This window comes from Azospirillum melinis (assembly GCF_013340935.1).
Classification (GTDB): Bacteria; Pseudomonadota; Alphaproteobacteria; order Azospirillales; family Azospirillaceae; genus Azospirillum; species Azospirillum melinis.
In genome coordinates this window covers 18,461-44,813 of sequence record NZ_WHOS01000058.1, presented here as the reverse complement: position 1 = coordinate 44,813, position 26,353 = coordinate 18,461, and the positions used below count along the sequence as shown (strand labels likewise).

Sequence of the window (26,353 nt, the reverse complement as noted above, 5' to 3'; positions counted from 1 at the left end):
GCTCAACGACGACACCTTGAGCGGCGGTGCCCGGGGCGACACGTTTGCCGGCGGGCGGGGGGCCGATGTTTTCCCGTCGCGGCGCGGGGACGCGCCGGACCGCATCGTCGAGAATGCCGGCGGTATCCCCCATCACCGGCTGGGGTTCGCCGTCCGCCCCCAGGCCCGTCAGCCCTTGATTCCCAAACTGGGTAGCGGCCTGGCGGGGGCAGTGGTGGGGGCGGCGGTGCGCGCATCCGGGCCGTGGTCTACATCGTCGACCCGGCCGCGGTGGCGCCGGGGCTGGGGAGGCGGCTGGGCGCCCTGTTCGGCCTGACGGCGGTGGAGGCCGGCCTCGTCGCCGACCTGCTGGCCGACCTGACTCCGGCAGACATCGGCGAGCATCGCGGTGTGGCGATCAGCACAGTGCGCAGCCAGCTGCGCAGCGTCTTCGCCAAGACCGGAACCACCCGCCAGAGCGAACTGATGAATCTGGTGAACCGCTGCCTGATGCTGCCGGAAGGGCCGTGATTGCCACAGCCGTGACGGTCAAGGCAGTGTCGACATCACTAGGAGGCCGAGATAAATGCCGATGAACAGGCCCAGCACGATGCCGTAATCGGCCTCCGTCATCGGGTTGGAGTCAGGGTCGAACTGCCGCATGAATACGCCTTCTGCGCCGTTGGTCCTGCCTGAATAACAGTGGACGGCGGCGGAGCGTTGCGACATCGGCGTGGTATGGGGGCGCCCACGGCAGGCGGGCCATTCCGGGACCGGACCCCTGTGAACCGGTCCCGTCGGCGATAAGGGCGGCGATAAGAGCGTCTTGCGCCCGTTTCAGGTGGAGCTTTCCGCCTGCCCGGTGATGGCGGGCTTCGCCGGCATCTCCTCGGCAAGGACGCGGTAGGCCAGCCCGCCCGCAAGGCCGCCGGCCAGCGGGGCGAGCCAGAACAGCCAGAGCTGCTGAAGTGCCCACCCGCCGACAATCAGGGCCGGACCGGTGCTGCGCGCCGGGTTCACCGAGGTGTTGGTGACCGGGATGCTGATCAGGTGGATCAGCACGAGCGCCATGCCGATGGCCAGCGGCGCGAAGCCGGCCGGCGCCCGCCGGTCGGTGGACCCCAGGATCACCAGCACGAAGAAGAAGGTCAGCACCAGTTCGATCGCCAGGGCCGAGGTGATGCTGTACTGGCCGGGGGAATGCGCGTCGTACCCGTTGGCGGCGAGGCCGTTGACGGCCAGGCTGTAATCGGCCTTCCCGGTGGCGATGACATAGAGGACCAGGGCCGCCGCGAAGGCGCCGACCAGCTGGGCCAGCACATAGGGCAGGATGTCCTTGGCCGGGAACCGCCCGCCGGCCCACAGCCCGACCGTGACCGCCGGGTTCAGGTGGCAGCCGGAGATGTGGCCGATGGAATAGGCCATGGTCAGGACGGTGAGGCCGAAGGCGAGCGACACGCCGAGCAATCCGATCCCGACCTGCGGAAAGGCGGCGGCGAGGACGGCACTGCCGCAGCCGCCGAAGACCAGCCAGAATGTTCCGAGAAACTCAGCGGAGCTGCGCCTAATCATACTCATGCCAACCTCCCACTGCTGTCAGGGTTGCCGAAGGCCGGCAGATGCCGGTGCGCAGACGAGGATAAATCCACTCCCACGGGAGAGAGTTCGCGCGTTCGGGCAGGGGGATGTGGCAGAAGAACAGGGTGGGTGGACCAACCGGATCGGGATATCGCCCGCAGGGTCCGGTGCCCTGCCGAACCTTCGTCCCGTGGAGCCCTTGAATGGGACGGGGTGCGTCTCCTTGCCGGAATGCAAGCCGGCCCTTTCCCCCACCCTGCGACAACGCTTTGTTTAAGCTTGATTCCCTATAGAATTGATTGCCAGGATATGCAGCATGTTCTCTGGCCGTTCGACCGACCCCGGGTGATCGATGGGGGGAATTCGCAATGGCGGAGCAGGGTGAGCGCGACATGGACGGCGGGGCGTCCGCCGATCCCAGGCCGGGCGCTTTCCCCCTGTGGCCGGGCGACGGCAGCGTGTGCGGCATGGATGGAGCCGGCGTGCTGGACGCGCTGTTCTCCACCAACGCCGCCCCCATCCTGCTGATCCTTTCCCGTACGCCTGAGCGCTAGCCCGATCCGCGACAATGACGGGATCGTCGGCGTGGTCATCAGCTTCTTCGACCTGACAGAGGAGCGCGAGCGGGAAGCCCAGGCGAGCGATCTTGCCAATGCCCTTCCGGGTGCGGTGTTCCAGGCAGAACTCCATCCCGGTGGAGGCTTGCGCGCGACCTATTTCAGCACCGCCGCAGCCTCCCTGTTCGGCGTGCGGCCGGAGGCCGACCTCACCGTTGCGCAGACTCTGGCGCCTGTGATGGCGATGAAGGGGTGGGCGCGGGTCCGGCGCGGACTGCGGCAGGCCGGCCGGGCCGGCCGGGTCTGGGAAGGCGAGATGGAGATCGCCGGCGGACGCTGGGTGCTGGGCCGCGCCCAGCCGCGCCGCCGGAACGACGGCACCGTGCTGTTCAACGGAGTGCTGCTGGACATCACCGACCGCAAGGGCCTGGAGGCGGAACTGCAACAGGCGGCGATGCACGATCCGCTGACCGGGGTGTGGAACCGTCGGCGGTTCCAGCAGGCGGTGGGCGAGGCCGCGGCCAGGCTCGAGCGGTACGGGCGCCCCTATATCCTGGTGTTGATGGACATCGACCATCTCAAGCGCTTCAACGACACGTATGGGCATCAGGCGGGCGACGATGCCCTGCGCGTGGTCGCCGCCACCTTGTCGGACCGGCTGCGCCGCTCGGACGCGTTGGCGCGCTGGGGGGCGAGGAATTCGCCCTGCTGCTGACCGAGACCGACCTGCCCTCCGCCCTGGGCGTTCTTGAAGCTCTGCGGCAGAGGGTGAGCGCGCAGCGGATGGCATGCGGCGGGGCGGTCACCATCAGCATCGGCGTCGGCCAGGCCAGGGCCGGCGAGGATATCGACAGCCTGCTCCAGCGCGTCGATGCCGCGCTGTACAAGGCGAAGGCCGCCGGCAGAAACCGCATCGAACGAGCCTGAGCGGCGGGATCGGGATCGATCTGCCCTGCCGGGGCATGCCGTGGAGCGGACGGACCGGGCTTCGCTGACCGTCGGAAAGGCAGGGCCATATCAACCCCTTGTTCTGGAAAGATTTTCCAAAAACATATGGCGGCTCCTCACGACGTAAGATAATCATCCGTTCAAAGGAATTATGTCCTTTAAACGGATGAAGGTCCAATGGGACGAATGCCCTCCCACCATTCGCCTCCCCCTGACCGTCTTATCGGAGTCCCGAGGCCATGCTGCTGCACGCATTGCTCAAACACGTCGAAGCCGAAGGGCTGGGGACCGAAGGAGGGTCCCTGTTCCTGGGCCGGGCGCCGCAGGACACCGCCGCGGGGTCGGTCTTCCTGCCGCGGGGCGGAACCCGACGCGACTATGCGCAGGGCCTTCGCCGGCTTTCCTTCCAGGTCCGCACCCACGATCCCGACTATCTCGCCGGGGAAGCCCGCGCCCTGGCGATCGCCGACGCCCTGACCCTGCGGGCGGCTCCGGCCGGGGGCTGTTTCGTCATCTCGTGCCTGCCCCAGCACGAGCCGCTGATGCCCCACGACGAGACGGCAAGCACCTTCACCTTCATCGTCAACTATCGCGCCGACTGGCGTGTCGCCTGATTAGGAGACTATACCCATGGCCATCACCACCGAAGACATCGCCCTCGGCATCTGCGACGTCACCTTCGACGGCATCGATCTCGGCTCGACCAAGGGCGGCGTCGAAGTGACCGTCAAGACCACGAATTATCAGGTCAAGGCCGACCAGATGGGCGAGACCCCGATCAAGGACGTCATCACCGGCACCGAGGTGTCGGTCAAGGTGCCGATGCTGGAAACCAACCTGACCAAGCTGTTGGCAGTGATGCCGCAGGCGGTCGGCGTCGGCGCGGCCGGTGCCGAGGTCGGGGTCGAGATCCGCTCCGGCGTCAACATCGACCTGCTGGCCATCGCCGCCCCGCTGAAGCTGCACCCCACCGCCCTGCCCGCCTCCACCACCAAGGACGATTTCGTCGCCTTCAAGGCCGCGCCGCTGCCCAACTTCACCTTTAAGTACGAGAACGGCGGCGAGCGCGTCTACGAGGTCACCTTCAGCTGCTATCCGGACGGCACCGCCGGCAACCGCATCGCCGCCTTCGGCGCCCCCGTCGCCGCCTGACCGCGATGGTCAACGGCCGCGGGGGCTTCCGTCCCCGTGGCCGCCCTCGCGGACCTTGCCCGCCACCAGCGACCGGGACCCTCCATGCCCCAGCCCACCATCCTGAACCTCGATGAGTTCCGCGTTTCCCGCAGCGTCGTCATCGGCGGGCGCGAGCGCATCCTGAAGAACATGACCGTCGAACAGTTCCTGCAAGCCGGGGACATCGAGCGGAAGCTCGAGGAGGCCGGCAGCGACCGGGCGCAGATCCCGATCCTGGTCGATGTGATCGCCGGCCATCTCGAAGACACCCCGCGCGAGGAGATCCTTGGCCTCGATCTGGGTCAGCTCCTGGTCCTGCTGGCCTTCATCCGCGGGATCGATCCGGCGGGAGACGGCCAACCGGGGGAACGCCAGCCGGGGGAGCCGCGGGCGGGCAAGCGGGGGAGCCGTCGGGCCCGCTGACGCGGCTCGACTTCGCCTACTGCTTCGCCCGCGTCAGCCGCTTCTACGGCATCGACCCGTTGCGCCTGCTGGCGCTGCCGGTGCGGATGTTCTGGACCCTGTTCAACGAGATCGACCGGCTGCGCGCGGAGGAGATGGCCGACTGGCTGCCGGTGCATCTGACGGCGGCCGGCGTTGGCGCCCGCGAACTGCACGACCGGCTGCGTCAGCGGGTCGGCACGCCGCTCGCCTTCGCCGACCTGCCCGACGGCGGCCGGGCGGATGGGGAGCCGGGCCTGACCGAAAAGGCCAGAACCAGACTGCGCGCCCGCTTCGGCTAACAGAAAGGGAAAACCATGGCTGCCACCGCCCAACCCGCAACCATAACATTGAATTTCGACATCAAGCCTTTCGCAGTGACCGTAAACGGCTCGGCGGCGTCCGTCGTCTTGCAGGCGGTGAACCAGACGGCGGGCTCCGCCCAGGGGCAAGCCGCTCCTGCAAGCGGTGGGAATGGCCAGGACCAGAAGTCGTACTTTCAGAGTGAACTCGAAAAATCCCAGCAGAAATACGACACTCTCTTGAATGGATACAATCTGTCCCTTGGTCAGCGCGCCCAGATCGACTTCGGTGACGGCGTCAAGAATTTCGTCGATAGCTGGAAGGACGGCGTTCTCAGCATCGTCAACAAAAAGGCGAATATCGGTTCGGCCTTCGATAAGGTGATCGTCGGCATGCGGACGAAGCTCCGCGACTACTTCGTGAACTGGGCCTCGGAACAGGTCGCCGTCGGCGCCCTGGATCTGCTCGGCATCAGGACGAAGCCGAAGGATCCTGCCCAGGCCGCAACGCAGACTGCCGCGCAGGCGGGGGGAAACGCGGCCTCGTCCGCCAATGCGGGAACGGCAGGCGGCTCCTCGCCCAACCAGGCGACCGGCGCAGCCGCCAGTCCGAACGCGCCGACAGGTGAGCCGGACTTCTTCGATGCCGTCATGTCGTATCTCAAACCCGACAGCCTGCTCGGCACCATCTGGTCGAAGGTATCCGACCTCTTCAAGTCGGATGGACTGTTCGGCAACCTGATGTCCAGCATCTCCGGCCTCTTCTCCTCGCTGCTCAAACCCGAGGGGCCGCTGGGGAGCATGCTGTCGGGCGTCGTCAGCTTTTTTTCGGCGTTCTTCCACACCGGCGGCATCGTCGGCGAAACCGGCCGGCCGGGCCGGATGATGTCTGCCGGGCTGTTCGCCGGCGCTCCCCGCTTCCACACCGGCGGTCTGGTGGCGGGCGAGGTCCCGATCATAGCCCGCAAGGGCGAGGCCGTCTTTACGCCGGAACAAATGACGAACGCTGACCGTCTGATCCAGGCGGCGCAGGATGGCGGCCCTGGGGTGACCCAGTCGGTGACGGTGAATGTCGCTGGCGGTTCCACCGGCGACCGCGAGCAGGACAAGGCGCTCGCCGAGCGGATCGGCGCGTCGGTCAAGGAGCAGCTGCGCGCGATGATGGGCAACGAGCTGCGCCAGCAGATGCGGCCTGGCGGCATGCTGAACAACATGAGCTACGGAGGCTGAGCGATGGCCGGCGAAACCACGAGCCAGAACGCCACGAGCCAGAACGGCGTCCCGGTCTTCCTGCCGCCCTGTCCGCCGGTGACCGGCAGCACCATCGAGCCGGAGGTGAAGGTGCTGACCGCCGGTTTCGGCGACGGCTATACCCAGCGGGCGCCCGACGGCATCCACAACATCCGCGACCAGTATTCGCTGAGCTGGGAGTATCTCGACACCGATCAGGCGCGGGCGATCGAGGAGTTCCTGCGGGCCCGGCGGGGTGCGGAAAGCTTCCTGTGGAAGCCGCCCGGCGAACCCGACCGCCGGCGCTGGATCTGCAGCAAATGGAAGCGCACCCGCACCCATTACCTGTTCTCCAGCATTTCCGCGACCTTCGTCGAGGTCTTCGACCTCTGATCCCGCGCGGCCGCTTCGCTCCCTTCGACGGCGGGGGCGGCGCCCATCCAAGGAATCCCCATGAGCCAGACCAACATCCCCAAATGGGATGAACGGCCGGCGCTTGCCGCCGCCGCCCAGTCGCCCGATCCCGGTGCCTATGTGACGCTGTTCACGCTGGACCTGACCATGTATCCCGGCGGCACGATCCATCACTTCACGCCCTCGGGCAGCGGCGGCGAACCGGTCCTGTTCGGCGGCATCGCCTATGTCCCGGTCGAGATGGAGACCGAAGGGTTCGAATGGACTGCGACCGGGGCGCTGCCGACGCCGCGCCTGCGCATCGCCAACATCAACCGCCAGATCTCGGCGCTGATCTACCAGTTCTCCGACCTGCTCGGCGCCAAGGTCAGGCGGCTGCGCACCTTCGACCGCTATCTCGACGGCCGGGCGGAGGCCGACCCGCTCGCCTTCTTCCCGCCCGACCTCTACCGGATCGAACGCAAGAGCACCCACACCGCCACCCATGTCGAGTTCGAGCTGTCGGCGGCCATCGACCAGGAGGGCGCCATGCTCCCCGGCCGGCAGGTGCTGCGCGACGGCTGCACCCGCCGCTACCGCCATTGGACCGGATCGGGATGGTCGTTCGACGGCGTCGATTGTCCTTATGCCGGCAACGACTTCTTCACCGCGACCGGCGAGCGCACCGATCCGGCCAGGGATGCCTGCGGCAAGCGGCTGGCCGACTGCCGCCTGCGCTACCCCAGGGCGCAGGATCTCCTGCCCTTCGGCGGCTTTCCCGGTGTCTCCCGGATCAGGGTCTGATCCGGGCGCCCCTCCCCTCACAGCTAGAGGAGCCAGCAGCGCATGTTCACCGCTGACGCCATCCTCGCGATGAAGCGCCACGCCCTGGCCGACTATCCGCGCGAGAGCTGCGGCCTGGTGGTCGCCGGCACCTACCGGCCCCTGTCCAACCGCGCCGCCGACCCGGCGGCCCATTTCCGCATCGACGATGCCGACTACCTCGCCCATGCCGGCGCTATCGAAGCCATTGTCCACAGCCACCCGGACGGCCCGCTCCACCCGTCGGCCGCCGACATGCGCGGCCAGATCGACAGCGCGGTCCCCTGGGCGATCCTGGCCACCGACGGGGAGCGCTGTTCCGATCCGATCCTGTGGGGCGACGGCCTGCCGGTGCCCGATCTGATCGGCCGCGAGTTCCGCCACGGCGTGACCGACTGCTACGCCCTGGTGCGCGACTGGTTCCAGCTGGAGCGGGGCATCCGGCTGCCGAATTTCCCGCGCGACGACGAATGGTGGCACGCCGGCAAGAACCTCTATCTGGACCATTTCGCCGATGCCGGCTTCTCGGTGGTCCGCTCCGGCGAGGCGGCGGCCGGGGACGTCGCGCTGATGACCGTGCTGTCGCCGGTGCCCAACCATGCCGGCGTCGTCCTCGACGGCGGCCTGCTGCTGCATCACCTGCCGCGCCGCCTGTCGCGCCGCGAACCCTTCGGCCCCTGGCACCGGCAGATCGTCCACATCCTGCGTCACAAGGATCTCGCTCATGGCTAGGATCCATCTGCACGGCGCGCTCGGCCGCCGGTTCGGGCGCCTTGCCGACTATCAGGTCCGCGACGCCGCCGAGGCGATCCGGGCGCTTGCCGCCAATCATCCAGATTTCGAGAAGGTCTTCCGCGAAGGCTCCTACCGGCTGGTCCGCGGCCCGCGCTCGCGCGGTGGCATCGACCTGACCCTCGACACCCTGACGCTGGGGCTGGGCAGCGCCGACCTGCACATCATTCCGGTTCCGGCCGGCGCCAAGAGCGGCGGTGCCGGCAAGGCGATCATGGGCGCGCTGGTCATGGTCGTTGCGATTGCCGCGGCGCAGCCATGGGCAGCGGCAAGCTTCTCGGCGGCAATGTCCGCTCCGGCTGTCGCGGGAATCTCCTACGGTTCGATCGCCCTATTCGGCGCGGCGATGATGCTGTCCGGCATCAGCCAGATGCTGTCGCCGACGCCTAAGGCCAACCTGCCGGACAACACGCAGAGCTATCTGTTCTCCGGTCCGGCCAATGTCAGCGAGCAGGGCGGGTCGGTTCCCTTGGTCTACGGACGCTGCTGGGTCGGTTCGACCGTCATCTCCTCCGGCATGGATACCGAGCAGATCGGAACCGTCCAGGCCCAGCCGGCGGCATCCGCCGCCACAGCCGCTTCGGATGGAAGTCCGGCAGGCGGTATCCAGGGGGCCAAGGGCGGCGGCAAGTCCGGCCGCGGCGGTTCCGGCGCCACCGAGGACCCCAACAGCCTGCAATCCGCCGCGACCGCCCGGGTGATCGATCTGCTGAGCGAGGGCGAGATCGTCGGGCTGGTCAATGAGGGGAAGAGCATCTATTTCGACGGCACGCCACTGATCGCCCCCGACGGGACGGAGAATTTCAAGGGCGTGACCTGGAAAGAGCGCCGGGGCATTCCCTCGCAGGAGCCGATCAGCGGTTTCACCGCCAGCGAGACCACCGTCCCCGTCGGGAGCGAGGTGAAGAAGGCGACCCCGGTCGTCCGCACCATCCATGGCGACGAGGTCGACGCCGCCCGCATCGTGCTGCGCTGGAACGCACTGACCGAGCAGGATACCTCCAACGGCAACCTGCACGGATCGACGGTGCAGCTGACCATCGAGGGGCGGGCGGCCGACGGCGGCTGGAAGGTTCTGGCCAACGATACGGTGACCGGCAAGACGACCAGCGCCTATGAACGGTCCTACAAGATCGGGCTGCGCGAGCTGGGCAGGAGCCCATACGACATCCGCGTCACCCGCGTTACCGACGATCCACCCCGCGCCGCGATCCAGAACAGCTTCTCCTGGTCGCACTATGCCGAGATCGTCGAGTCCAAGTTCGGCTACGACAATTCGGCGCTGGTCGCGCTGACGGTCAAGGCCGAGCAGTTCGGCAACTCGATCCCTGAGCGGGCCTATGACGTCAAGGGCCTGAAGATCCAGGTCCCGTCCAACTACGATCCGGAGACGCGGACCTATACCGGCCAGTGGGACGGCAGCCTCAAGACCGCCTGGAGCGACAACCCGGCCTGGGTGCTCTATGACCTGCTGACCAACAGGCGCTACGGCCTGGGCCAGTCGATCTCCGAGGCGGCGGTCGACCGCTGGTCGCTCTACACCATCGGCGTCTATTGCGACCAGCCGGTCAAGTCGGGCCGGCTGGACGCCAGCAGCCGCGACATCATGGAGCCGCGCTTCACCTTCAACGGGGTGATCTCCGGCCGGACCGAGGCCTACCGCGTCCTCCAGTCCATCGCCTCGACCTTCCGCGGCCTGATCTTCTGGTCGGCCGGCGGCGTGCTGGCCCGCGCCGACATGCCGGCCGACCCGATCAAGCTGGTCACCCCGGCCAACGTCATCGGCGGCAGCTTCACCTATTCCGGCACCGCGTTGAAGGCCCGCCACACCGCGGCGCTGATCACCTTCAACGACCCCGACGACGGCTACCGCCCGACGGTCGAGGTCGTCGAGAATGCCGGGATGATCCAGCGCTACGGCTGGCGGCCGATCGAGGCGACGGCCTATGGCTGCACCCGGCGCAGCCAGGCCCGCCGCCTCGGCCTGTGGATGCTCGACAGCGAGCAGCACGAGACCGAGACCGTCACCTACCGCTGCTCCTTCGACCATCTCGACGTCATGCCGGGCGACGTGGTCAAGCTGGCCGACCCGAACTGGGCGCTGGTGCGCACCGGCGGGCGGCTGGTCGCCTACGACCCGGAGCGGCAGGTCGTCACCCTCGACGACACGGTGACGCTGGAAGCCAACCAAAGCCACGTGCTGGCGCTCACCCTGCCGAACGGGCGGCTGGTCGACTGCCCGGTCCGCCGCCCGGTGCAGTCGACCGAGGAGCACACCACCGGCCAGCTCGCCATCGACGCGGCTCCGCTCGGCGGCGCGGTGCCGCAGCCGTATGCGGTGTGGATCCTGACCGCCACCAACCTCGCCCCGCGCCTGTTCCGGGTGCGCGCCGTCACCGAGAAATCGCCCGGCGTCTACGAGGTCACCGCCCTGCTGCACGAGCCCGGCAAATATGCCCGGGTCGAGGAGGGCGTGCAGATCGAACCGGTGGCGACCCAGAGCGCCGCCAACGCCATCCCATCCCCCGCCAACCTCGCGGCGGTGGAAAGCGCCTATTGGGTCAACGGCCTGCCGCAGGCCCGGCTGACCGTCAGCTGGACGCCCAGCGACGATGCCCGCATCGCCGGCTACCGCGCCGACGTGATGACGCCGGGCGGCCAATGGCAGGAATGGAAGGTCACCCGCGCCGGCAGCTTCGACATCGAGCCGGCGGCGGAGGGGGTCTACACCGTCCGCATCACCGCATTGACCTACGACAACCGCCGCTCGGCACCTGCGGAAATCCGGGCCACGGTGCGCGGCAAGGGGACGCCGCCTGGCCAGCCCGCCGGGCTGGTCGCCAAAGGCGGGCTGCGCCAGATCGCCCTGTCCTGGGTCAATCCGCCCGACACCGACCTTTCCCACATCGAGGTTCTGGAGGGGGCGGCGAACGACCTGTCGGCCGCCGCCGTCATCAGCACGGTCAAGGGCAACGCCTTCGTGCGCGCCGGGTTGGGCGGGCTGGTCACGCGCTATTACTGGGTGCGAGCCGTCGATCTCGGCGGCAATGTCAGCGACGTCAATTCCAACATCGGCACCGGCGCCACCACCGAGCAGATCTCCCACGACGACCTCGCCGACAAGCTGGTCTCGGAATCGAAGCTCGCTCCCTTCATGGCCGAGCGCATCACCGGGATCGAGAAGATCGCCGAGACGGTCACGTCCGGTCTGGTTCGCGTCAACGACAGCTATGGCCGCATCCGCAGCGAGATCGGCAGGCGCGAGGCCGACGTCGCGGAGGTGAAGGCGGATGTCAGGCAGGTCCAGGACGACACGCAGTCGCTGGCGAGCCGGGTCACCACCGTCGCCGCCCAGTTCGACGGGCAGATCGCCACCGTCAAGGAGGAGCTGACCGCGCTGGTGACGGCGGACGAGGCGACGGCGACGCGCATCGACACGGTGGTCGCGGCCTGGGACGGAAATCTGGCCGGCGTGCAGGCCAAGCTGACCGCCACGGCGAACGACACCCGGACCAACGCCGAGCGCATCGATAGCGTCGTCGCCGGCTACGACAAGAGCCTGGCCGGCTATGACAGCCGCATCACCGCCAACGCGACCGCGACCGGCGCGCTCACCACGCGCCTCGATACCATCGGTGCATCGGTCGACGGCGTGAAGGCGGGGCTGACCAGCGAGCAGACCGCCCGTGCCGACGCCGTCGGTGCTCTCGCCAGCCGGATCGACAGCGCGTTCGTGGCGATAAAAGATGCTTCCGGGTCCTTTCAGGATAGCGTCAACCTGGCGGTTACTGAGGCAAAATCCGCGGTCAACAAGGTAACCCTCCTCAGCGGCACGGTCGGCAATCACACCTCGTCCATCGAGCAGGTCTCGAAAGTAACTAACGGGCTGTCGGGGCAGTGGACGGTCAAGATCGACAACAATGGCGCCATCAGCGGGTTCGGCCTTTCCTCGGACCCGGCCGATGAGAGCGGGGTGCGATCCGAGTTCTATGTGCGGGCCGACCGTTTCCTGATCGGCATTACCGGCCCCGGGGGCAGCATCGACCATCCCTTCGTCATCGGTCGGGTGGATGGGGTGCCCCGCATCTCCATGTCCGCCGCCTTCATCCAGGACGCCTCGATCAACAGCGCGAAGATCCAGGATGCCTCGATCAACAGCGCGAAGATCAGAGATGCAACGATCTCCAGCGCACACATCCAGGATCTGACGATCCGGGGCCAGAAGATCGAGGACTTCGCCACCGGCAACATGACCGGCATCACGTCCCCGGTCTATTTCCAGGAAGGCCCGTCGATCAGCATCGCCACCACCGGCAAGCCGGTGGCGTTGATTGCCACCGTCAGCGGCGTGCCCCCGCGCAGCGGCGGTGGCGAAAACTCAACGTTTGATCCGGGTTTCGACGCCCGCGCCCGCGCGCTGGTGATCGGCACGGCACCCGGCATGAACACCTATCGGGCCTGCGACATCCTCGGCACCTACCTGCCGCCCAACGGGGAGGTCGAATGCACCATCATCGCCATCGAACTGCGGAAGTAGCCCATGCCCAGCATCGCCGACCCCTTGCCGCCGCTGACCGGAATGCTCGGTCTGCTCGACCCGTCCTACCTCGCCTTCACCGTCTATGACGGCGAGGGTCGCATCCATGGTGCCGGCACCTGCGCCGCCGATGTGGTCGAGATGCAGACCGGCGGCCGCCCCGGTCTCGCCGTGATCGCCGCGGAGGCGCATCACCTGAGCGACTATGTCGACCTGTCGGGCGAGGCTCCGGCGGTGCGTCGCCGCCCCACCATCGCCGGTCTCGACCAACTGCCGGATCGGGCGATGGTGGAGGTGCGCTGCCTCACCACCGGCTCGACCAAAAGCTACACCGTCGACGACGGCTCCTTCCAATACGACGACCTGCCCGGGACCTATCGGGTGACGGTGCGCCGCTTTCCCTACATGGACTTCGTCACGGAGATCCGGCTGTGAAGGTCACAAATATCCGCACCCGCGACGAGATCGCGAAGCTGCGCCAGCAGGCTTATCTCGCCGCATGGCCGGCGGCCCGGCAGTTGGAAGCCCAGCAGGACATGCTGAACGGCAACCCCGCCAAATGGGAGCGCATGCGCGCCGACTTCTCGGCGATCCGCGCGCTCTACCCCTATTCCGACACGACCCCCAGCGAGGAGAACTGACATGGCCGGCTGGTATCGCCAAGGCACCGTCGCCCTGACCCCCGGATCGGCCGCCGTCGCCGGCGCCGGCACCATGTGGATGGGCGTCGTGCGTCCGGGCTCCGCCTTCACCACCGACGGCAGGACGCTCTACGAGATCCGCGATGTCGCCAACGACCGCACGCTGACCCTCGACCGCCCTTGGGAGGGCGAGACGACGGCGGCCTCCGCCTATGCCGTCATCGCCGCGTCGGCGACCCTGTCCAACGCCGAACTGGCCGGCGAGATCGCGGCGATGGTCGCGAAATGGGCGGTGCGCGAGGACCAGTACGACGACTGGCTGGGTGGCTCCCCGAACGGCGGCCCGAATGCCGACGGCAAGTACCCGCTGACCGACAGCAAGGGTGTCACCCGTCTGGTCGAGAGCCCGGCCCGCCTGCTCCAACTCCTCGACGACGGGGTGGTGGAGCATGCGGCGCAGATCATCGCGGCGATCGAGGACGACGTGGCGACGGCACGGCAGGCCGCCGCCGACGCCACGGCGGCGATGACGGCCGTCGGCGCCGACCGGCAGGCCGTGGCGCAAGCCGCCGCGACCGTCGCCGCGCAGACCGACGAAAGCACCGCCGCCGCCGCGACCGCGACCGCCCAGGCGGCCATCGCCGTCCACCATGCCGATGAGGCCGCCAACAGCGCCACCGCCGCCGCCGGGCTTGAGGCGTCCGCCACCGCGGCGCTTGCCGCCGTGGAAACCGCACGCGACATCGTGCTGGAGGCGCGGACCGAAGCCGGCACGGCGGCGACCGGTGCCCTGTCCGCCAGAACGGCGGCCGAGGCGGCGCGCGACACCGCGACCGCTGCGCGGGATGCCGCCCAACAGGCACGCGACGCGTCGCTGACGGCGCGGACGCAGGCGCAGGACTGGGCGGTGAAGACCGATGCCCCGGTCTCCGGCAGTCTGAAGTCGGCGCTGTCCTACGCCCTGGACGCGGCCTCCCAGGCGACCGTCGCCACCGGCAAGGCGATGGAGGCCTCCGGCAGTGCCGCTGCCGCCGCCGCGAGCGCCGCCGGTCTCGACACTGCGGCAACCGCGGCGCAGGCCGCCGCCGGCGATGCCGCGACCGGCGCCCAGACCGCGACCGTCAAGGCCGCCGCCGCCGCCCTGTCCGCCGACACTGCCCGTTCGGCCGCACAGCAGGCGGAAACCGCCGGGTCCGGCAGCGCCACGGCCAGAGCCGCGGCGGAGGCGGCCCGCGACAGCGCGGCCACCGCCATGACGGCGGCGCAGGTCGCCGCCTCCCAGGCCGGCCAGTCGCAGACCAATGCCGCCAACAGCGCGCAGACGGCGGCAACGGCGGCGGCGGACGCGATCTCGGCCAAGTCCGATGCCACCGCCGCCCGCGATCTGGCTGTCGCCGCCCGCACGGAGGCGCAGGCTGCCCGCGATCTGTCCCAGGCCTTCGCCCAGGGTGCCGTCGGCTATCAGCCCAGCCCGGGCGTCTATTCCGCCTTCCATTGGTCGGAGCAGGCCAAGGGCCATGCCCAGACCGCCGCGACCATCGTCGGGGGTTCCAACTTCGGCATCGTCGGCGACGGCGCCTCGCAGCGCTTCGCCGCCGACAACCCCGGCTCCCTGCTGAACCTCGTGCAGGCTCCGGGCGGCAAGCTCACCTTCAACCCGGGCAACCGCGCGGTCTCCTTCGGCTTCGATGCCACGACGGCGCCGGTGGCGGCATCCGGCAACATCACCGCCGGCACCGTGCAGGGAGCGCTGGAGGAGATCGACCACCGGCTGTCCACTCTGTCGCAGGACAGCATCGCCAACGGTGGCGGTTCGGTGCGGGTGACGGAGGACGGAGCGGTCGAGATCGTCCCGGTCGCCGGCCGGACAGCGACCTATAAGGGTGGTGAGCTGCACACGTCCGCGACCGCTTACGACAAGGCGCAGACCGATGCCGCCATCGCCGCCATGATCGCTGCCGGGCAGGCGGCCGGTGCGGCCAGGCTGACGACGCCCCGCACCATCGCCCTGTCGGGCGGGGCGACCGGCACCGCGACCGCGTTCGACGGCACCCAGAACATCGCCATCCCGGTGACGGCGGTGGCGGCGTCGGCGCTGACCGGCACCATCGACATCGCCCGTCTGCCGGCAGGCGCGCTGGAACGTCTCTATCCGGTCGCCAGCGACGCCGAGCGCTTCGCCTTGACCACCGCCCAGGTGCAGAAGGGCGACACGGTGCAGGTCGGCGGCACCGGCGGCCTGATGTATCTGGTCGTCGACGACAGCAATCTCGGCAACGCGGCGGGCTACCGCGCCTACACCGCGGCACGCGCGTCGGCGGTGGACTGGTCCGGGGTCGAGAACAAGCCGGCCCTGCTGACCTCCCTCGCCTCCCTCGACAACGCTGCCGGCGTGCTGACGCAGACCGGGGCGGGCACCGGCGCCAAGCGCGCCATCGGCGTCGCCAACGGCACGGACATTCCCGACCGGGCGGCAGCGGATGGGCGCTATGCGCAGCTTGGCGCCAACAACGTCTTCAGCGGCGCCGTAAGCGTCCAGAACTCGTCATCCATGGAGGCCGTCCACGTCGGGAACAGCGCCGGAACCAAATTCACGTTCGTCGGATGGAATGATGTCGGCGCTTTTGGCCGAATTGGCGCCTACGGTTCCAGCGCATGGCAGAATTTCGCCATCTCCGAGGGAGGGTCGCTGACCGCCATCGGCACGACCGCGATGCCGACCGGCGGAGCCAAGCTGAATGTCGCCACCGGCATCCAGGTGGACAACAAGGACGTCTGGCACACGGGCAACTTCGCGCCTGCCTCGAAGCTCGACGCTGCCAATCCGACGATCACGGGCACGCTGACCCGTACCGGCGGCACGGCGCCGGCCTACTACATGACCCAGGACGGGATGGGTCGCCAGCATTGGTATTGGAACACGGCCGGCAGCACCTCGCCCACCCTTTCCGTCGGTGGCGAGGACGCAATGGACATTGGCATGTCCGTCAGCAATGACGGCGTCAATGGCCCGAATTTCTGGTTCCGTGGCGCGCACGGCTACGGCAAGTCGGCTGGGGCGGCAATCTCCTGGTCGAACATCCTTCTCGCCAACATGACGTCGTTCCAATGGATGGGGAACAATGTCTGGCATGCGGGCAACCTCGTTCCGGGCAACTATGCCGCTGTCACCTCGGCCAACACCTTCAACGGCAAGCAGACGATACTCGGAACCGGCGCGAGCCTGCCGGCCAACACCGGCATTGCGTCGGCCGTCGGCAACACCGCCGGTTTCGAAATTCAGTCGCAGGGCACCGGCACTCCCGCCGGGGCCGCGTTCATGTCTTTCCACCGCCCCGGCAACTATGGGGTGCATGTCGGCCTCGACACCGACAACGAGTTCAAGATCGGCGGCTGGTCGATGGGCGGGGTCGCCCATAAGGTCTGGCATGCGGGCAACCTGCCCGTGACGGTCTCCGGCAACGCCGTCGATTTCAAGGCCAATCCCACAGTCAACGGCGCTCCGCTCGTCACCAGCAGCGGCACCAACACCGTCACCAAGTCGGCAGTTACGGTTCTTCCCGCCGCCGGCAGCCTCGACGTTCCCGCCAAATCCATCCTGGCGGTCTACAGCCAGTTCGTCGGCCAGGCCTTCAACGTCGATTACAACACCGAGGCGCAATACACCCAGGAGAATGCCGCGACCGGCACCGATCAGGTCGGCGGCCAGTTCCAGCTATACAGCACCGCCGGGGGTGGCGGGGCCGATGCCGCCACCAAGCTGCTGATCCATGCCGATGGCGCCAACGGCTCGACCGAAATCATCGATGAGCGCGGCATCACCCCGTTCGGCAGCCATTGCGGCTGGTTCGACGGGGCGTCGGCATGGAAGCTTTCCAGCGGCTATAAGATCGCGTTCGGCACCGGGCAAAACTTCACTTTCGAAGGCATGGTCTATATCGGCAGCAGCTTTACGGATAAGGCGATCCTCGATATCTGCGACAGCGCGTCCTACACCGTCGCCCAGATTTGTCTGCGCAACAATGCGGGCGCACCGGTAATCAAATATTATGTGACCGGCAGTGATCGCATTCAGAGCGCAAATCTCTCAACCGACGTCTGGTATCAATGGGCTGTTGTCCGTAACAACGGAACAACGACGCTCTATGTTAACGGCATCGCTCAAGGTAGCTGGGCAGACAGTACCAATTTCCCGCCGGGCGTACTCGGTATCGGCATGTCTGCAGGCAACCCCGGCCAATATAATTTTTTCGGCTGGCAGGACCAGATCCGTGTCTCCAAGGTCGCCCGCTACGCCGTCAACTTTACGCCCCCGACCACGGCGTTCATCACCGATACCGACACCGTCCATCTGTTCAGCTTCGACGACGGGCATGGCGGGCAGGTGCTGAAGGACCGGGCCAACAGCGGGCATTCGGTTTTCCTCGGCAACAACTCGACGGTGACCAACGCCAGGGCGAAGTTCGGCGTTACAGCTCTGAACGGCAATGCCCAGGTCGGCACCCTCAAGACGCACATGGACTTTGCAATGGGGTCGGACGATTTCCTGTTCGACTGCTGGGCCTACCCCACCGCCTTCAACGGCGGCAAGTTCCTCTCGCTGGAGGGGACCGGCTACGATCCGCGCCTGTCGTTGGATGCCAACGGTCTGGTCAAGCTTGCCCTCAGCAATAACAACGCCAGCTACAACGTTGCGGCCGACGTTTCCACCGGTCTCAGCCTGACGCTCAACAGCTGGAACCACGTCGCGCTGTTCCGTTCCGGCAGCACCGTCTATGTCGCCGTCAACGGCACCACCTACGCGACCAGTGTCGGAACCGCCTCGATCAGCTTCTCTGGCGCCAAGGTCAACATCAATCGGCATGACGTGACCGACAACATCACCATGCAGGGTACCATCGATGCCGTGCGCATCGAGCGGGGACGTTCGCTGTGGGCCGGCAACTTCACCCCCCCGGCCACGGTGCCCACGACCACTCCCTATACCCTTCTGCTGCTGAACTTCGACGGCGTCAACGGCGACAAGGTGACCCTGGACAGCAGCGGGTCGAGTTACGGGACGAATGCGTTCGGGGACACGACGACATCCAATCTTCAGCAGGTCACTCTCGCTAGCACCTACACCAGAGGCGGGCACGGCACGTCGGCAGCGCTGAGTGCCGTCGGCAGTGGGCCGAAGATGTATTTTTCCGCCCCGACCGCCGGCAACCCGATCTATTTCGGAACCAACACCAAGCTCTGCATCGAGGGCTGGTTCTATTTCGCCAGCTTCGGCAACGCTCCGCAATTGTTCAACATTTCGGACAATGGGGGCAGCCTCGGCAACTCGTTGCAGGTCTACGCCGCCACCGACGGGACGCTGCGGGTCAATGGCTGGGGCCAAAGCACCGTCGTCGTCTCCAATCCGGCGATGAACGCCGGTGCATGGCACCATGTCGCCCTGGTTCGTGATGGGCTGGGATGGTTCATCTATGTCGATGGGGTGAAGTTCGGTCTCGTCTATGGACCCAATGTCAACCCGGTCTACGCCAACGCCACCTATCTGCTCTGCATCGGCAGCTATTGGGACAATAACAGTGCCATCATCCAGGGGGCAGTGGACAGTTTCCGCATCACCAACGGCTCTCCCCGCTACACCGCCAACTTCACGCCCGCCACCCTGGTCGCCGACGACATGACCACGCTGATGTGGGAGTTCAACGGCGCGGTCGGCCAGAAGTGGGTCAAGGAGCTGTCCGGCAACAGCGCGATGATCGCCGCAAACGGCAATGCCCGCATTGTGAAGGATGGGGTATGGATCACGCCCAATTTCGGTAACGGCAACACGGTGCCGCAAATCGGCACAGGTCAAGCTAAATTCGGAACTGGGTCTGTATATAACGGCGGCTCTGGCTATGCTTGCCAGACCGTTCCGAATGCCTCTTGGATGAGCGGATCGGTCGATCTGACAATTGAGGCCTGGGTACGTCCCGAAAACTACTCAAGCCCCCGCATCATCGCACAAAAATGGGGGGCGTCCGATGAGACGTGGGCGCTCTACCTCGATACCAACGGATGGCTGAAGTTCCGCTACAAAGGAACAAGCTTCAATAGTGACTTGTACGCTGGCGGCCCGCAAATCATCCCTCTGAACACTTTTACGCATGTGGCGGTTACGATCTCTTCTGCCGGGACTGTGGCGTTTTTCGTCAACGGGACTAAGTTCGGGTATGGGGGGGCCGGTGGCGGCACGGCTATGCGGACAGACAGTAGTGGATCCTTGATGCTGCTCGGCTCCACTAACGGCGGTGACTACGGCATCGCTGGCTACGTGGACGAACTTCGCCTCTCCACGGGAATTCGCTGGACGGCCTCCTTCACGCCGCCAACCATCCCCTACGGCAGCAGCTACGTCACCGGCCCCTTCTATGTGGCGACGCTCGACAGCAGCCGCATCGACGTGTCGGACTGGAGCACGATCCGTTCGGCGACGATCGCGCAGACCACCCCGCCCGGTACCGGCATCAAGTGGCTGGTCAGCTTCGACGGCCGGGCGACGTGGCGGAAGTGGGACGGGTCGGCCTGGGTTGTCGTACCCCTCAACAGCGGGTCCAGCATCGACACCAACGGCAACGACTATCTGACCCTGCAGAATGCTCTCACGAACCTGAATGTGGAGAGTTACAGCACCATCGACTTCGCCTTCTCGCTGAAGACAGCCAACCCGAGCTTCTCGCCCAGCGTCGATGCGGTGACTCTGGCCCGCGACGAGTACGAGCTCGGGGCCGCCAGGATCGATTACACGATCAAGCGCAACGGTGCGGCCGGGGCCGAAATCCACCGCATCACCAACCTGAAGCCCTACCCGGTCAACGTCGTCTACGACTACGTCGCCTGACGCGGGGGCCTAACGCGGGGCCCGACGCGGGCGGTCCCGGGGCTATCCCCGGGACCCTGTCCCCGCTACAGCGGATCCGATCTCCCCCTGTCTCCCCACCCACCGCCCCACCTATTGCCTGGGAGCCCCGATCAATGCCCGATCCGATCTGCAAGGCCGCCATCGACCTTGTGAAGCATTTCGAAGGTCTGTCCCTCGACGCCTATCTCTGCCCGGCCGGCATCCCGACGATCGGTTACGGCCACACCGCCGGCGTGACGCTCGGACAGAGCATCACCGCTGAGCGGGCCGAAACGCTGCTGTCCCGCGACCTCGCCGCCGCCGCGGCCGTGGTCGACAGGCTGGTGACGGTGCCGGTGACCGACGGGCAGCGCGGCGCGCTCGCCAGCTTCGTCTTCAATCTTGGACGGGAGAACTTCCAATCCTCCACATTGCTGAAGCGTCTCAACATGGGTGACCATGAGGGGGCCGCCGGCGAATTCGGCCGCTGGGTCTACGCCACCGTCAATGGCAGGAAAACGCAACTTCCAGGTCTGGTGAAGCGCCGGGAGGCCGAGGCCCTGCTGTTCCGCCGCAACCTGTTCCTGACCAGGATCGCCGCGGCCGATCCGATGCCGCAGGCCCTCGACGATCCTGCGTGATCCCTTGCCTTCCCCTCGTCGCCGGTCCTGCCGCCAAGCCGGAATACAGAAGACTGCCCGCCCGCTACCCGCCCTCCGATCCTCGCACCAGCCCCTGATCCTTGGCGCGATCCAACAGGGTCTTCACCGACGACCGGCTCCAGCGCAGGCCACCGCGCGGCGTGCGCTGCCCCATGCTTTGCAGCCGGCGTGCGATGCCATCGAGCGTGATGCCGGGTTCGGCCCGCGCCAGCCCCGCCACCATCAGCATGAGGTCGGTGCTGTCGACCCGCTTGGGCGCCGCATCGAGAATGGTCTGACGAACCAGTCCCGCTGCGGCCAGCCGGCGAACGGCGCGGATCAGGCTGTTGGGCGTCCATGGCTTGCGATCCCACGGCCGGGTCCGCCCCTGCGCCTTCAACGCCCGCACGACCTGATCCCATGCTGCGGTCGGGCGCAGTGCCTCGACGGTCGGCAGGAACTCCTGGGCATGCGCGACGACCAGCTCGTCGCGAGCGGTCTCGCGGCCCTGCCGTGCCCTTTCCAGCGCCGCAGGGTCCCGTCGGCGCAGGCCGGGATTGCCGGGCTCCTTCCCTCTGGCCACCGCGGCCCTGAGCCCGGCGACCGAGCGCTCGCGGATCAGCGCACGTTCCAGCTCGGCCGCGGCACCGAGGACCTGCAAAGCAAAGCGTCCCTGCGGGCTGGTGGTGTCGATCGGATCGCTCAGCGACTTGAAGGCGACGCCGCGCTGTCCCAGCCCGTCGATCACCTCCAGCAGATGGAACAGCGAGCGTGCCAGCCGGTCGATGCGCGCCACCACCAGCGTGTCGCCTTTCTTCAGGCTGGCGAGCGCCTTGGCCAGTACCGGCCGGTCACGGTCGCCTCCCGACGCCTGTTCCTCGAAGATGGTCGTGCAGCCGGCCTGCCGCAGGGCGAGCAGCTGGGAGTCGGTGGATTGGTCTTCGGTGGAGACGCGGGCGTAGGCGACGAGGGCCATCGGGGTGTCCTGAGCAATCCGGGCGGAGACCTGCCTGTTGGGCTCTTTGTACAGAATATAAGTCGGTTTCATCCACCCGGATGAACATGGAGGCAGGGTGCGGGTTGGGAAGCTGCCCCGGATCGCAGCGCCGGTATCTTGGTTCCGGGTTCCGGCATCCGGTGCGCGACAAAAGGCCAGGAGACCGCCGGCAGGGCGGGGGCCGTCATCATAAGCACCAAATGTCCCGCGCTTTGACTTGCACCGACCGGAGGCGGTTGGAAGCCCTGTTTTTCAGCATCGGGTGTATTGGACAGGTTTCGGTTATTTGGATATCAAAAATCCACAATACACTGATATATATAAATAATGAATTCGCGCCTTCCCGAACCTCTCCTCCTTCTCGGTCCATTGGAGCGGGCTGCCAAGGCTGTCGGGCGGCTGGCCCAGGCAACCACCGGCAGTCCGGTTCTGGCGGCTTGGCTGCATCGGTCGCGGGTCGAGGCCGTTGCCGAGATTGCCGACAGTCAGGGGCGCCGCGTCGATCCCAACCGCCTGCGCACTCTGCTGGCCCAGGTGCCCGCGCGTGCGCTGCGCGACTGGGGAGCCACCATGCTGGCCCTCGACCTGATGCGGCAGATGCTGTCCGATCCCGTCCCGTCCGCATTCGCTCCGACCGGCATGGACGGGGCGCTCGCCCGGATGGAGGAAGCCCATGTGTCGCTTTCTTTTGAAAATTTTCTTTGCAAGATTTGGGCGTCAAAATAAGTGCCCCGGTCAGGCTGAGTCGATCGGGTTGCAGTCGTAGGCCACTGTAATGAAAAGGATTTTTCTTGGGGAAACCTTTCAATTGCAGACCGACGATCCACGAGTTTATGAGCCTGATGCTCGGGGTGCGCAGTCCTGGCATCGCCACCGGCGCCCGTCAGCGGTAATGAACCACAGCCGACTGGGTGAGGTTGATCAGGAGATCCCGAACAAGCAGCCAATCACCGCCAGGAGGACCAAAGGTCATTGTGCCGAAGGCCAGGGTGATGGCCAGCAGGTGCCGTGGGTCGGCACTTCGATCACCCTCGAAGACATTCCATTGCCCGTCACTCCACATGGCCACAACCATGGATGGGGAATTGCCTGATGGAGCATTCATCTCAAATCTCACGAATGTAGGGACGTCGAGATGAATAGAGGCCGTGACCGTATGGAACTCTCCGTCGAGTTTCACCGAAAATCGGCAGATGAGTGGCTTCTCCGGCATTGTGTTCACGCCGATCTGGAGCGGTCAATATTTTAGACATTCCGAAGTGATGATGGAGTGATTTCCGTCCGGGTGATGGAAATCATGTGCGATACGTCTTTCGAAGCGTATGGAAGTGCCGCTGCATGGAGGGAACCTGCCCTGCGGTGCATCGCCATTTCCTGGATCGGGAACGGCGCACTCCTCGGTCTTCGTGGCGGTGGTCAGCCCAGCGACCAGGGAGTGTCTTGCGACGCGGTGACGGCCTGCCGTCGGATGATATTACAGCAGATCGTTTGAAGCAAACGCTTCACGCCGGTCGCGCTAAGGCAACGTTGTCGCCATTGCCGCTGCAATAAAGCGCTCCTGGAGCAAAAGAGCCATGCAGGTTTCCGCTCTGAGAGCGGCACATGAGCATTAATGGCTGTCCAAATCATTCCGGGTGTGTTGGTATCGAAGCATGCTCAATCATCCTCACCTTCTCATCGCCGAGGATGAAAATCTTACGGCGACAGCGTTGGCAGAGTTCCTCGAGGCTGAAGGCTACCGGGTCACCCTCACTCAAAATGGGGTGCAGGCGCTGGAGGTTGATGAAAAGGATCCTGCTGCCATTTTGTTGACCGACATGCGGATGCCTGTCATGGGCGGCGAGGCTCTGATCCGAATGATCCGGCGTCGGAACGCCGAGTTGCCGGTCATCATCATGACCGGCTACAGCGAATACATTCCGCAGGAGGTGCCGGGACGGCTGATCGTCCTGCGCAAGCCCTACAGTCTTTCCACATTGGTTCATCACGTCAGATCTCTCCTGCCCCGCCAGGAGACGACAACTGATCGATGAAAAAACCAGGAACCGCGCGATGACCCAGGCGTACCTTTCGGAAGCTATCACCAAGCGCGGTCAAAGGACCTTGAGTGTACCGGGCGCGACGATGCAGACAGTTCTGTCTTGACAGCTAGAAGGCACAACAGCGCTTCAACGCGCTCTTGTACTCGATACCATAACTGCCGGTTGCTCCGGTTGCGAGACCGTTACCACCCAGCGTCAGCCTTCGATCCCGGAACCGGGGCCGGACGTCCGCACTCATAGAGCCGGATTCCTGCCCCTTTCCCTCCAGCTACTGATCGGCGCCGACACGCACCGGTATGTCACCGGCACGTCTTTTCATCGGAAGGCCATCATGCGCATACGCTTGGGTTATCAGTTGAATTTCAGCTTTCCCGCCCCCACGCCGATGATCGTGATGCTGAACGTGCATTACATGCGCGTCGGCGACCTGGAGCGTCCCGACCATATCGTCACCAGCGTTCCGGTGCCGATCCAGGGCTACCGCGACAGTTTCGGCAACTGGTGCAGCCGGCTGGTGGCGCCCGCCGGCCTGGTCACCATCGGGGCCGACAGCATCATCCGCGACAGTGGAGTGCCGGATCCGGCCGAGCCCGGCGCCGTCCAGCACCGTGTCGATGAATTGCCGGCCGACACCCTGCTGTTCCTGCTGGGCAGCCGCTATTGCGAGACCGATGTCCTGTCGGATGAGGCTTGGCGGCTGTTCTCGGGCACCGCGCCGGGCTGGGCACGGGTTCAGGCGATCTGCGACTTCGTCCACAGCCATGTGACCTTCGGCTACGAGCATTCGCGTCCGACGCGGACTGCCGCCCAGACCTATGCCGAAAAGCGCGGGGTCTGCCGCGACTACGCCCATCTCGCCATCGCCTTCTGCCGCGCGATGAACATTCCCGCGCGCTACTGCACCGGCTACATCAGCGACATCGGTCTGCCGCCGCCTTATGCGCCGATGGATTTCGCGGCCTGGATGGAGGTGTATCTGGGCGGCCGCTGGCATGTCTTCGACCCGCGGAACAATGCCCCCCGGATCGGGCGCACCCTGATCGCGCAGGGGCGCGACGCGGCCGACGTGCCGCTCACCCACACCTTCGGCCCCAACACGCTGACGGAGTTCCAGGTCTGGACGGATGAGGTGGCCACCTGATTCCCCACCCCCTCTGCCCGTGGGCATCGCCGTCCGGTCACGCCTGACCGGCGACCGCAACATCCAGCGTCATCGAGGGACCCGGAGGGACAGACGCGCGGGCACGCTCCCGGCGCGGCAGCAAGGCGATCCGATGCAGTTCCTCCACCCAGGGTGACGGGTAGCTGTCGGTGCCGAAGATCCAGGCGGTGGAGACGCCTCCGTCCTTCGTGTGCAGCAGAACACGGGCATCGTGCCCATCCTTTCCGGCATGGTTGGCGGCCTGTACCGCGACGATGAGGGCGCTGACCTGACCGTCGAGAAAGGGGCCGTAGCGCTCCCCTTCAAGCATGATGAACCAGCCATCCGCTTGGAATGACACGATGTAATGGGCCACAAGGCTCATGGGGTCACCCTTTCGTGGCGGTCGTGCCGACCGCGGCACAAGCCATGGTGAGACGGGTCAGCAGGGCGCCCTGCGGTAGGCAGGCGTGGCCCGGCGGTGGGTAGCCAGGTGGCAGCCGGCCGGATGGATCGTTGTGGGGTGCCGGATGCCAACGGCGTTCGGCGTCCCCCCAGCGCAGCTGTTCACGCAGCACGTCGGCGCCTTGGGGGTATCGCCCGTCGATGGAGTGGAACAGGGTGGTCATCGGCGGTCCTCCGGTCGGTGTGCGAACAGCGGGATGCCCGCCATGGGCGGAATTGCCGATTGCAGAGTTTCGGTGTCTGCCCTTGGCACTCCGGCGGCGCCGGCACAGGACCAGCGGACAGAACAGGGTTCCCCCGCCGCCGATTGTGCCAGCACGACGCTGGCGAAGCCGAGGCGTTCCGCTGCTCTGGCTTCGCGAATGGCTTTGGCGAACGCATCGGCTTGGGTTGTGCAGGGCGGATAGACGAAGCCGTCCGCCCGGACAATCCAGCCGGAATGCGTTTTCAAGATGAAGAAGGCGAGCCTTGTCCTGGCATCCATGGGTGCTCTCCGATCTGGGCCGGTCTGTCGGCAAAGACGGCGGCGATCATGCCGTCTGGATCGAGTCACGCCAGGAAGAGCTTCAGACCTGGAAACATCAGCATGAAGAAGAGAGCCTGGAGTGGCCTCAGAAGAATTTATCTGGTGATTGAACAAGGACTTTTCAATTAATATTAAGGATGGTTTTTTGGAGGACTGACAACCTGCAAGAGCGGATCGCACTGTCCCCGTCGTCCAGCATCTTTCCAGAACTTGCAAGAGCCGGCGTTCTTCTGGAGGCATTCGGCAGATCAGCCTTCGCCTCGACCACAAC

Annotated in this window: 25 protein-coding genes and 1 pseudogene; 20 read left to right on the top strand and 6 right to left on the bottom strand. The window is 66.3% G+C overall.

Going from position 1 to position 26,353, the window contains the following annotated elements; genetic code table 11:
- The first annotated feature begins 243 nt into the window (after positions 1 to 243).
- On the top strand, positions 244 to 510 hold the full coding sequence (locus GBZ48_RS28885) for a helix-turn-helix transcriptional regulator (protein ID WP_174474172.1): 267 nt from the start codon (positions 244 to 246) through the stop codon (positions 508 to 510).
- A 306-nt stretch (positions 511 to 816) separates the two neighbouring features.
- Here the strand turns inward: GBZ48_RS28885 and aqpZ are convergent, their stop codons facing one another.
- Positions 817 to 1,557 carry an aquaporin Z gene (gene aqpZ / locus GBZ48_RS28880; RefSeq protein WP_174474171.1) on the bottom strand — a complete coding sequence of 247 codons (741 nt, stop codon included), beginning with the start codon at positions 1,555 to 1,557 and terminating at the stop codon, positions 817 to 819.
- Between the two features lie 368 nt (positions 1,558 to 1,925).
- On the opposite strand from aqpZ, the gene GBZ48_RS28875 reads away from it, so the two are divergent.
- The 15 genes and pseudogenes from GBZ48_RS28875 to GBZ48_RS28805 all read left to right on the top strand — a co-directional run bounded on the left by GBZ48_RS28875 (position 1,926) and on the right by GBZ48_RS28805 (position 20,911).
- Complete coding sequence (locus tag GBZ48_RS28875; protein WP_174474170.1) at positions 1,926 to 2,111, top strand: hypothetical protein; 186 nt, start codon at positions 1,926 to 1,928, stop codon at positions 2,109 to 2,111.
- A 241-nt stretch (positions 2,112 to 2,352) separates the two neighbouring features.
- Positions 2,353 to 3,041: pseudogene (locus GBZ48_RS37095) on the top strand (GGDEF domain-containing protein).
- Positions 3,042 to 3,301: 260 nt separating this feature from the next.
- Positions 3,302 to 3,676, top strand: a complete 375-nt coding sequence (locus tag GBZ48_RS28865; protein WP_109095257.1) for a minor capsid protein — start codon at positions 3,302 to 3,304, stop codon at positions 3,674 to 3,676.
- Between the two features lie 16 nt (positions 3,677 to 3,692).
- Positions 3,693 to 4,214, top strand: coding sequence for a hypothetical protein (locus GBZ48_RS28860; RefSeq protein ID WP_174474169.1), 522 nt, complete (start codon positions 3,693 to 3,695; stop codon positions 4,212 to 4,214).
- Between the two features lie 84 nt (positions 4,215 to 4,298).
- Positions 4,299 to 4,658 (top strand): hypothetical protein, encoded by a 360-nt coding sequence (locus tag GBZ48_RS28855; RefSeq protein ID WP_174474168.1) that lies wholly within the window; start codon positions 4,299 to 4,301, stop codon positions 4,656 to 4,658.
- A 59-nt stretch (positions 4,659 to 4,717) separates the two neighbouring features.
- Complete coding sequence (locus GBZ48_RS28850; protein WP_246307531.1) at positions 4,718 to 4,978, top strand: hypothetical protein; 261 nt, start codon at positions 4,718 to 4,720, stop codon at positions 4,976 to 4,978.
- A 15-nt stretch (positions 4,979 to 4,993) separates the two neighbouring features.
- Positions 4,994 to 6,208, top strand: coding sequence for a hypothetical protein (locus GBZ48_RS28845; protein WP_174474167.1), 1,215 nt, complete (start codon positions 4,994 to 4,996; stop codon positions 6,206 to 6,208).
- A 3-nt stretch (positions 6,209 to 6,211) separates the two neighbouring features.
- The gene (locus GBZ48_RS28840; RefSeq protein ID WP_174474166.1) at positions 6,212 to 6,601 is read left to right on the top strand and encodes a phage tail protein; all 390 of its coding nucleotides are present in this window, start codon (positions 6,212 to 6,214) and stop codon (positions 6,599 to 6,601) included.
- Positions 6,602 to 6,661: 60 nt separating this feature from the next.
- Positions 6,662 to 7,405, top strand: a complete 744-nt coding sequence (locus GBZ48_RS28835; protein ID WP_174474165.1) for a phage minor tail protein L — start codon at positions 6,662 to 6,664, stop codon at positions 7,403 to 7,405.
- A 42-nt stretch (positions 7,406 to 7,447) separates the two neighbouring features.
- Positions 7,448 to 8,155 carry a C40 family peptidase gene (locus tag GBZ48_RS28830; RefSeq protein WP_174474164.1) on the top strand — a complete coding sequence of 236 codons (708 nt, stop codon included), beginning with the start codon at positions 7,448 to 7,450 and terminating at the stop codon, positions 8,153 to 8,155.
- Positions 8,148 to 12,752, top strand: a complete 4,605-nt coding sequence (gpJ, locus tag GBZ48_RS28825; protein WP_174474163.1) for a TipJ family phage tail tip protein — start codon at positions 8,148 to 8,150, stop codon at positions 12,750 to 12,752. The genes GBZ48_RS28830 and gpJ overlap by 8 nt, the downstream gene beginning before the upstream one ends.
- 3 nt (positions 12,753 to 12,755) lie before the next feature.
- The gene (locus tag GBZ48_RS28820; protein WP_174474162.1) at positions 12,756 to 13,187 is read left to right on the top strand and encodes an MATH domain-containing protein; all 432 of its coding nucleotides are present in this window, start codon (positions 12,756 to 12,758) and stop codon (positions 13,185 to 13,187) included.
- Positions 13,184 to 13,393: a hypothetical protein gene (locus GBZ48_RS28815; RefSeq protein ID WP_174474161.1), complete on the top strand. Its 210-nt coding sequence runs from the start codon at positions 13,184 to 13,186 to the stop codon at positions 13,391 to 13,393. The genes GBZ48_RS28820 and GBZ48_RS28815 overlap by 4 nt, the downstream gene beginning before the upstream one ends.
- A gap of 1 nt (position 13,394) precedes the next feature.
- The gene (locus tag GBZ48_RS28810) at positions 13,395 to 20,270 is read left to right on the top strand and encodes a LamG-like jellyroll fold domain-containing protein (protein WP_174474160.1); all 6,876 of its coding nucleotides are present in this window, start codon (positions 13,395 to 13,397) and stop codon (positions 20,268 to 20,270) included.
- 134 nt (positions 20,271 to 20,404) lie between these two features.
- The gene (locus tag GBZ48_RS28805) at positions 20,405 to 20,911 is read left to right on the top strand and encodes a lysozyme (protein ID WP_174474159.1); all 507 of its coding nucleotides are present in this window, start codon (positions 20,405 to 20,407) and stop codon (positions 20,909 to 20,911) included.
- Between the two features lie 64 nt (positions 20,912 to 20,975).
- Here the strand turns inward: GBZ48_RS28805 and GBZ48_RS28800 are convergent, their stop codons facing one another.
- Positions 20,976 to 21,887, bottom strand: coding sequence for a recombinase family protein (locus GBZ48_RS28800; RefSeq protein WP_174474158.1), 912 nt, complete (start codon positions 21,885 to 21,887; stop codon positions 20,976 to 20,978).
- 348 nt (positions 21,888 to 22,235) lie between these two features.
- On the opposite strand from GBZ48_RS28800, the gene GBZ48_RS28795 reads away from it, so the two are divergent.
- Positions 22,236 to 22,634, top strand: a complete 399-nt coding sequence (locus GBZ48_RS28795; RefSeq protein WP_174474157.1) for a hypothetical protein — start codon at positions 22,236 to 22,238, stop codon at positions 22,632 to 22,634.
- A gap of 157 nt (positions 22,635 to 22,791) precedes the next feature.
- On the opposite strand, the gene GBZ48_RS28790 is transcribed toward GBZ48_RS28795, so the two are convergent.
- The gene (locus tag GBZ48_RS28790) at positions 22,792 to 23,121 is read right to left on the bottom strand and encodes a hypothetical protein (protein ID WP_146205395.1); all 330 of its coding nucleotides are present in this window, start codon (positions 23,119 to 23,121) and stop codon (positions 22,792 to 22,794) included.
- Positions 23,122 to 23,560: 439 nt separating this feature from the next.
- On the opposite strand from GBZ48_RS28790, the gene GBZ48_RS28785 reads away from it, so the two are divergent.
- Together GBZ48_RS28785 and GBZ48_RS28780 are read left to right on the top strand one after the other, a co-directional pair.
- A complete protein-coding gene (locus tag GBZ48_RS28785; RefSeq protein WP_111070737.1) occupies positions 23,561 to 23,941 on the top strand; it encodes a response regulator in 381 nt (126 codons plus the stop codon).
- A 340-nt stretch (positions 23,942 to 24,281) separates the two neighbouring features.
- A complete protein-coding gene (locus GBZ48_RS28780) occupies positions 24,282 to 25,091 on the top strand; it encodes a transglutaminase-like domain-containing protein (protein WP_111070736.1) in 810 nt (269 codons plus the stop codon).
- Between the two features lie 37 nt (positions 25,092 to 25,128).
- Here GBZ48_RS28780 and GBZ48_RS28775 read toward each other — a convergent pair whose 3' ends face one another.
- From GBZ48_RS28775 to GBZ48_RS28765, 3 genes are read right to left on the bottom strand one after another with little or no spacing between them, the layout of a single operon-like run.
- Entirely contained in the window at positions 25,129 to 25,476 is a 348-nt protein-coding gene (locus GBZ48_RS28775) for a hypothetical protein (RefSeq protein ID WP_109156566.1), read from the bottom strand.
- A gap of 4 nt (positions 25,477 to 25,480) precedes the next feature.
- The gene (locus tag GBZ48_RS28770; RefSeq protein WP_109156567.1) at positions 25,481 to 25,720 is read right to left on the bottom strand and encodes a hypothetical protein; all 240 of its coding nucleotides are present in this window, start codon (positions 25,718 to 25,720) and stop codon (positions 25,481 to 25,483) included.
- Positions 25,717 to 26,040, bottom strand: a complete 324-nt coding sequence (locus GBZ48_RS28765) for a hypothetical protein (RefSeq protein ID WP_246024684.1) — start codon at positions 26,038 to 26,040, stop codon at positions 25,717 to 25,719. Before GBZ48_RS28765 ends, GBZ48_RS28770 begins: the two co-directional genes overlap by 4 nt.
- 2 nt (positions 26,041 to 26,042) lie before the next feature.
- Here GBZ48_RS28765 and GBZ48_RS28760 point away from each other — a divergent pair, with 2 nt between their 5' ends.
- The gene (locus GBZ48_RS28760) at positions 26,043 to 26,192 is read left to right on the top strand and encodes a hypothetical protein (protein WP_162630197.1); all 150 of its coding nucleotides are present in this window, start codon (positions 26,043 to 26,045) and stop codon (positions 26,190 to 26,192) included.
- Positions 26,193 to 26,353 lie beyond the last annotated feature (161 nt).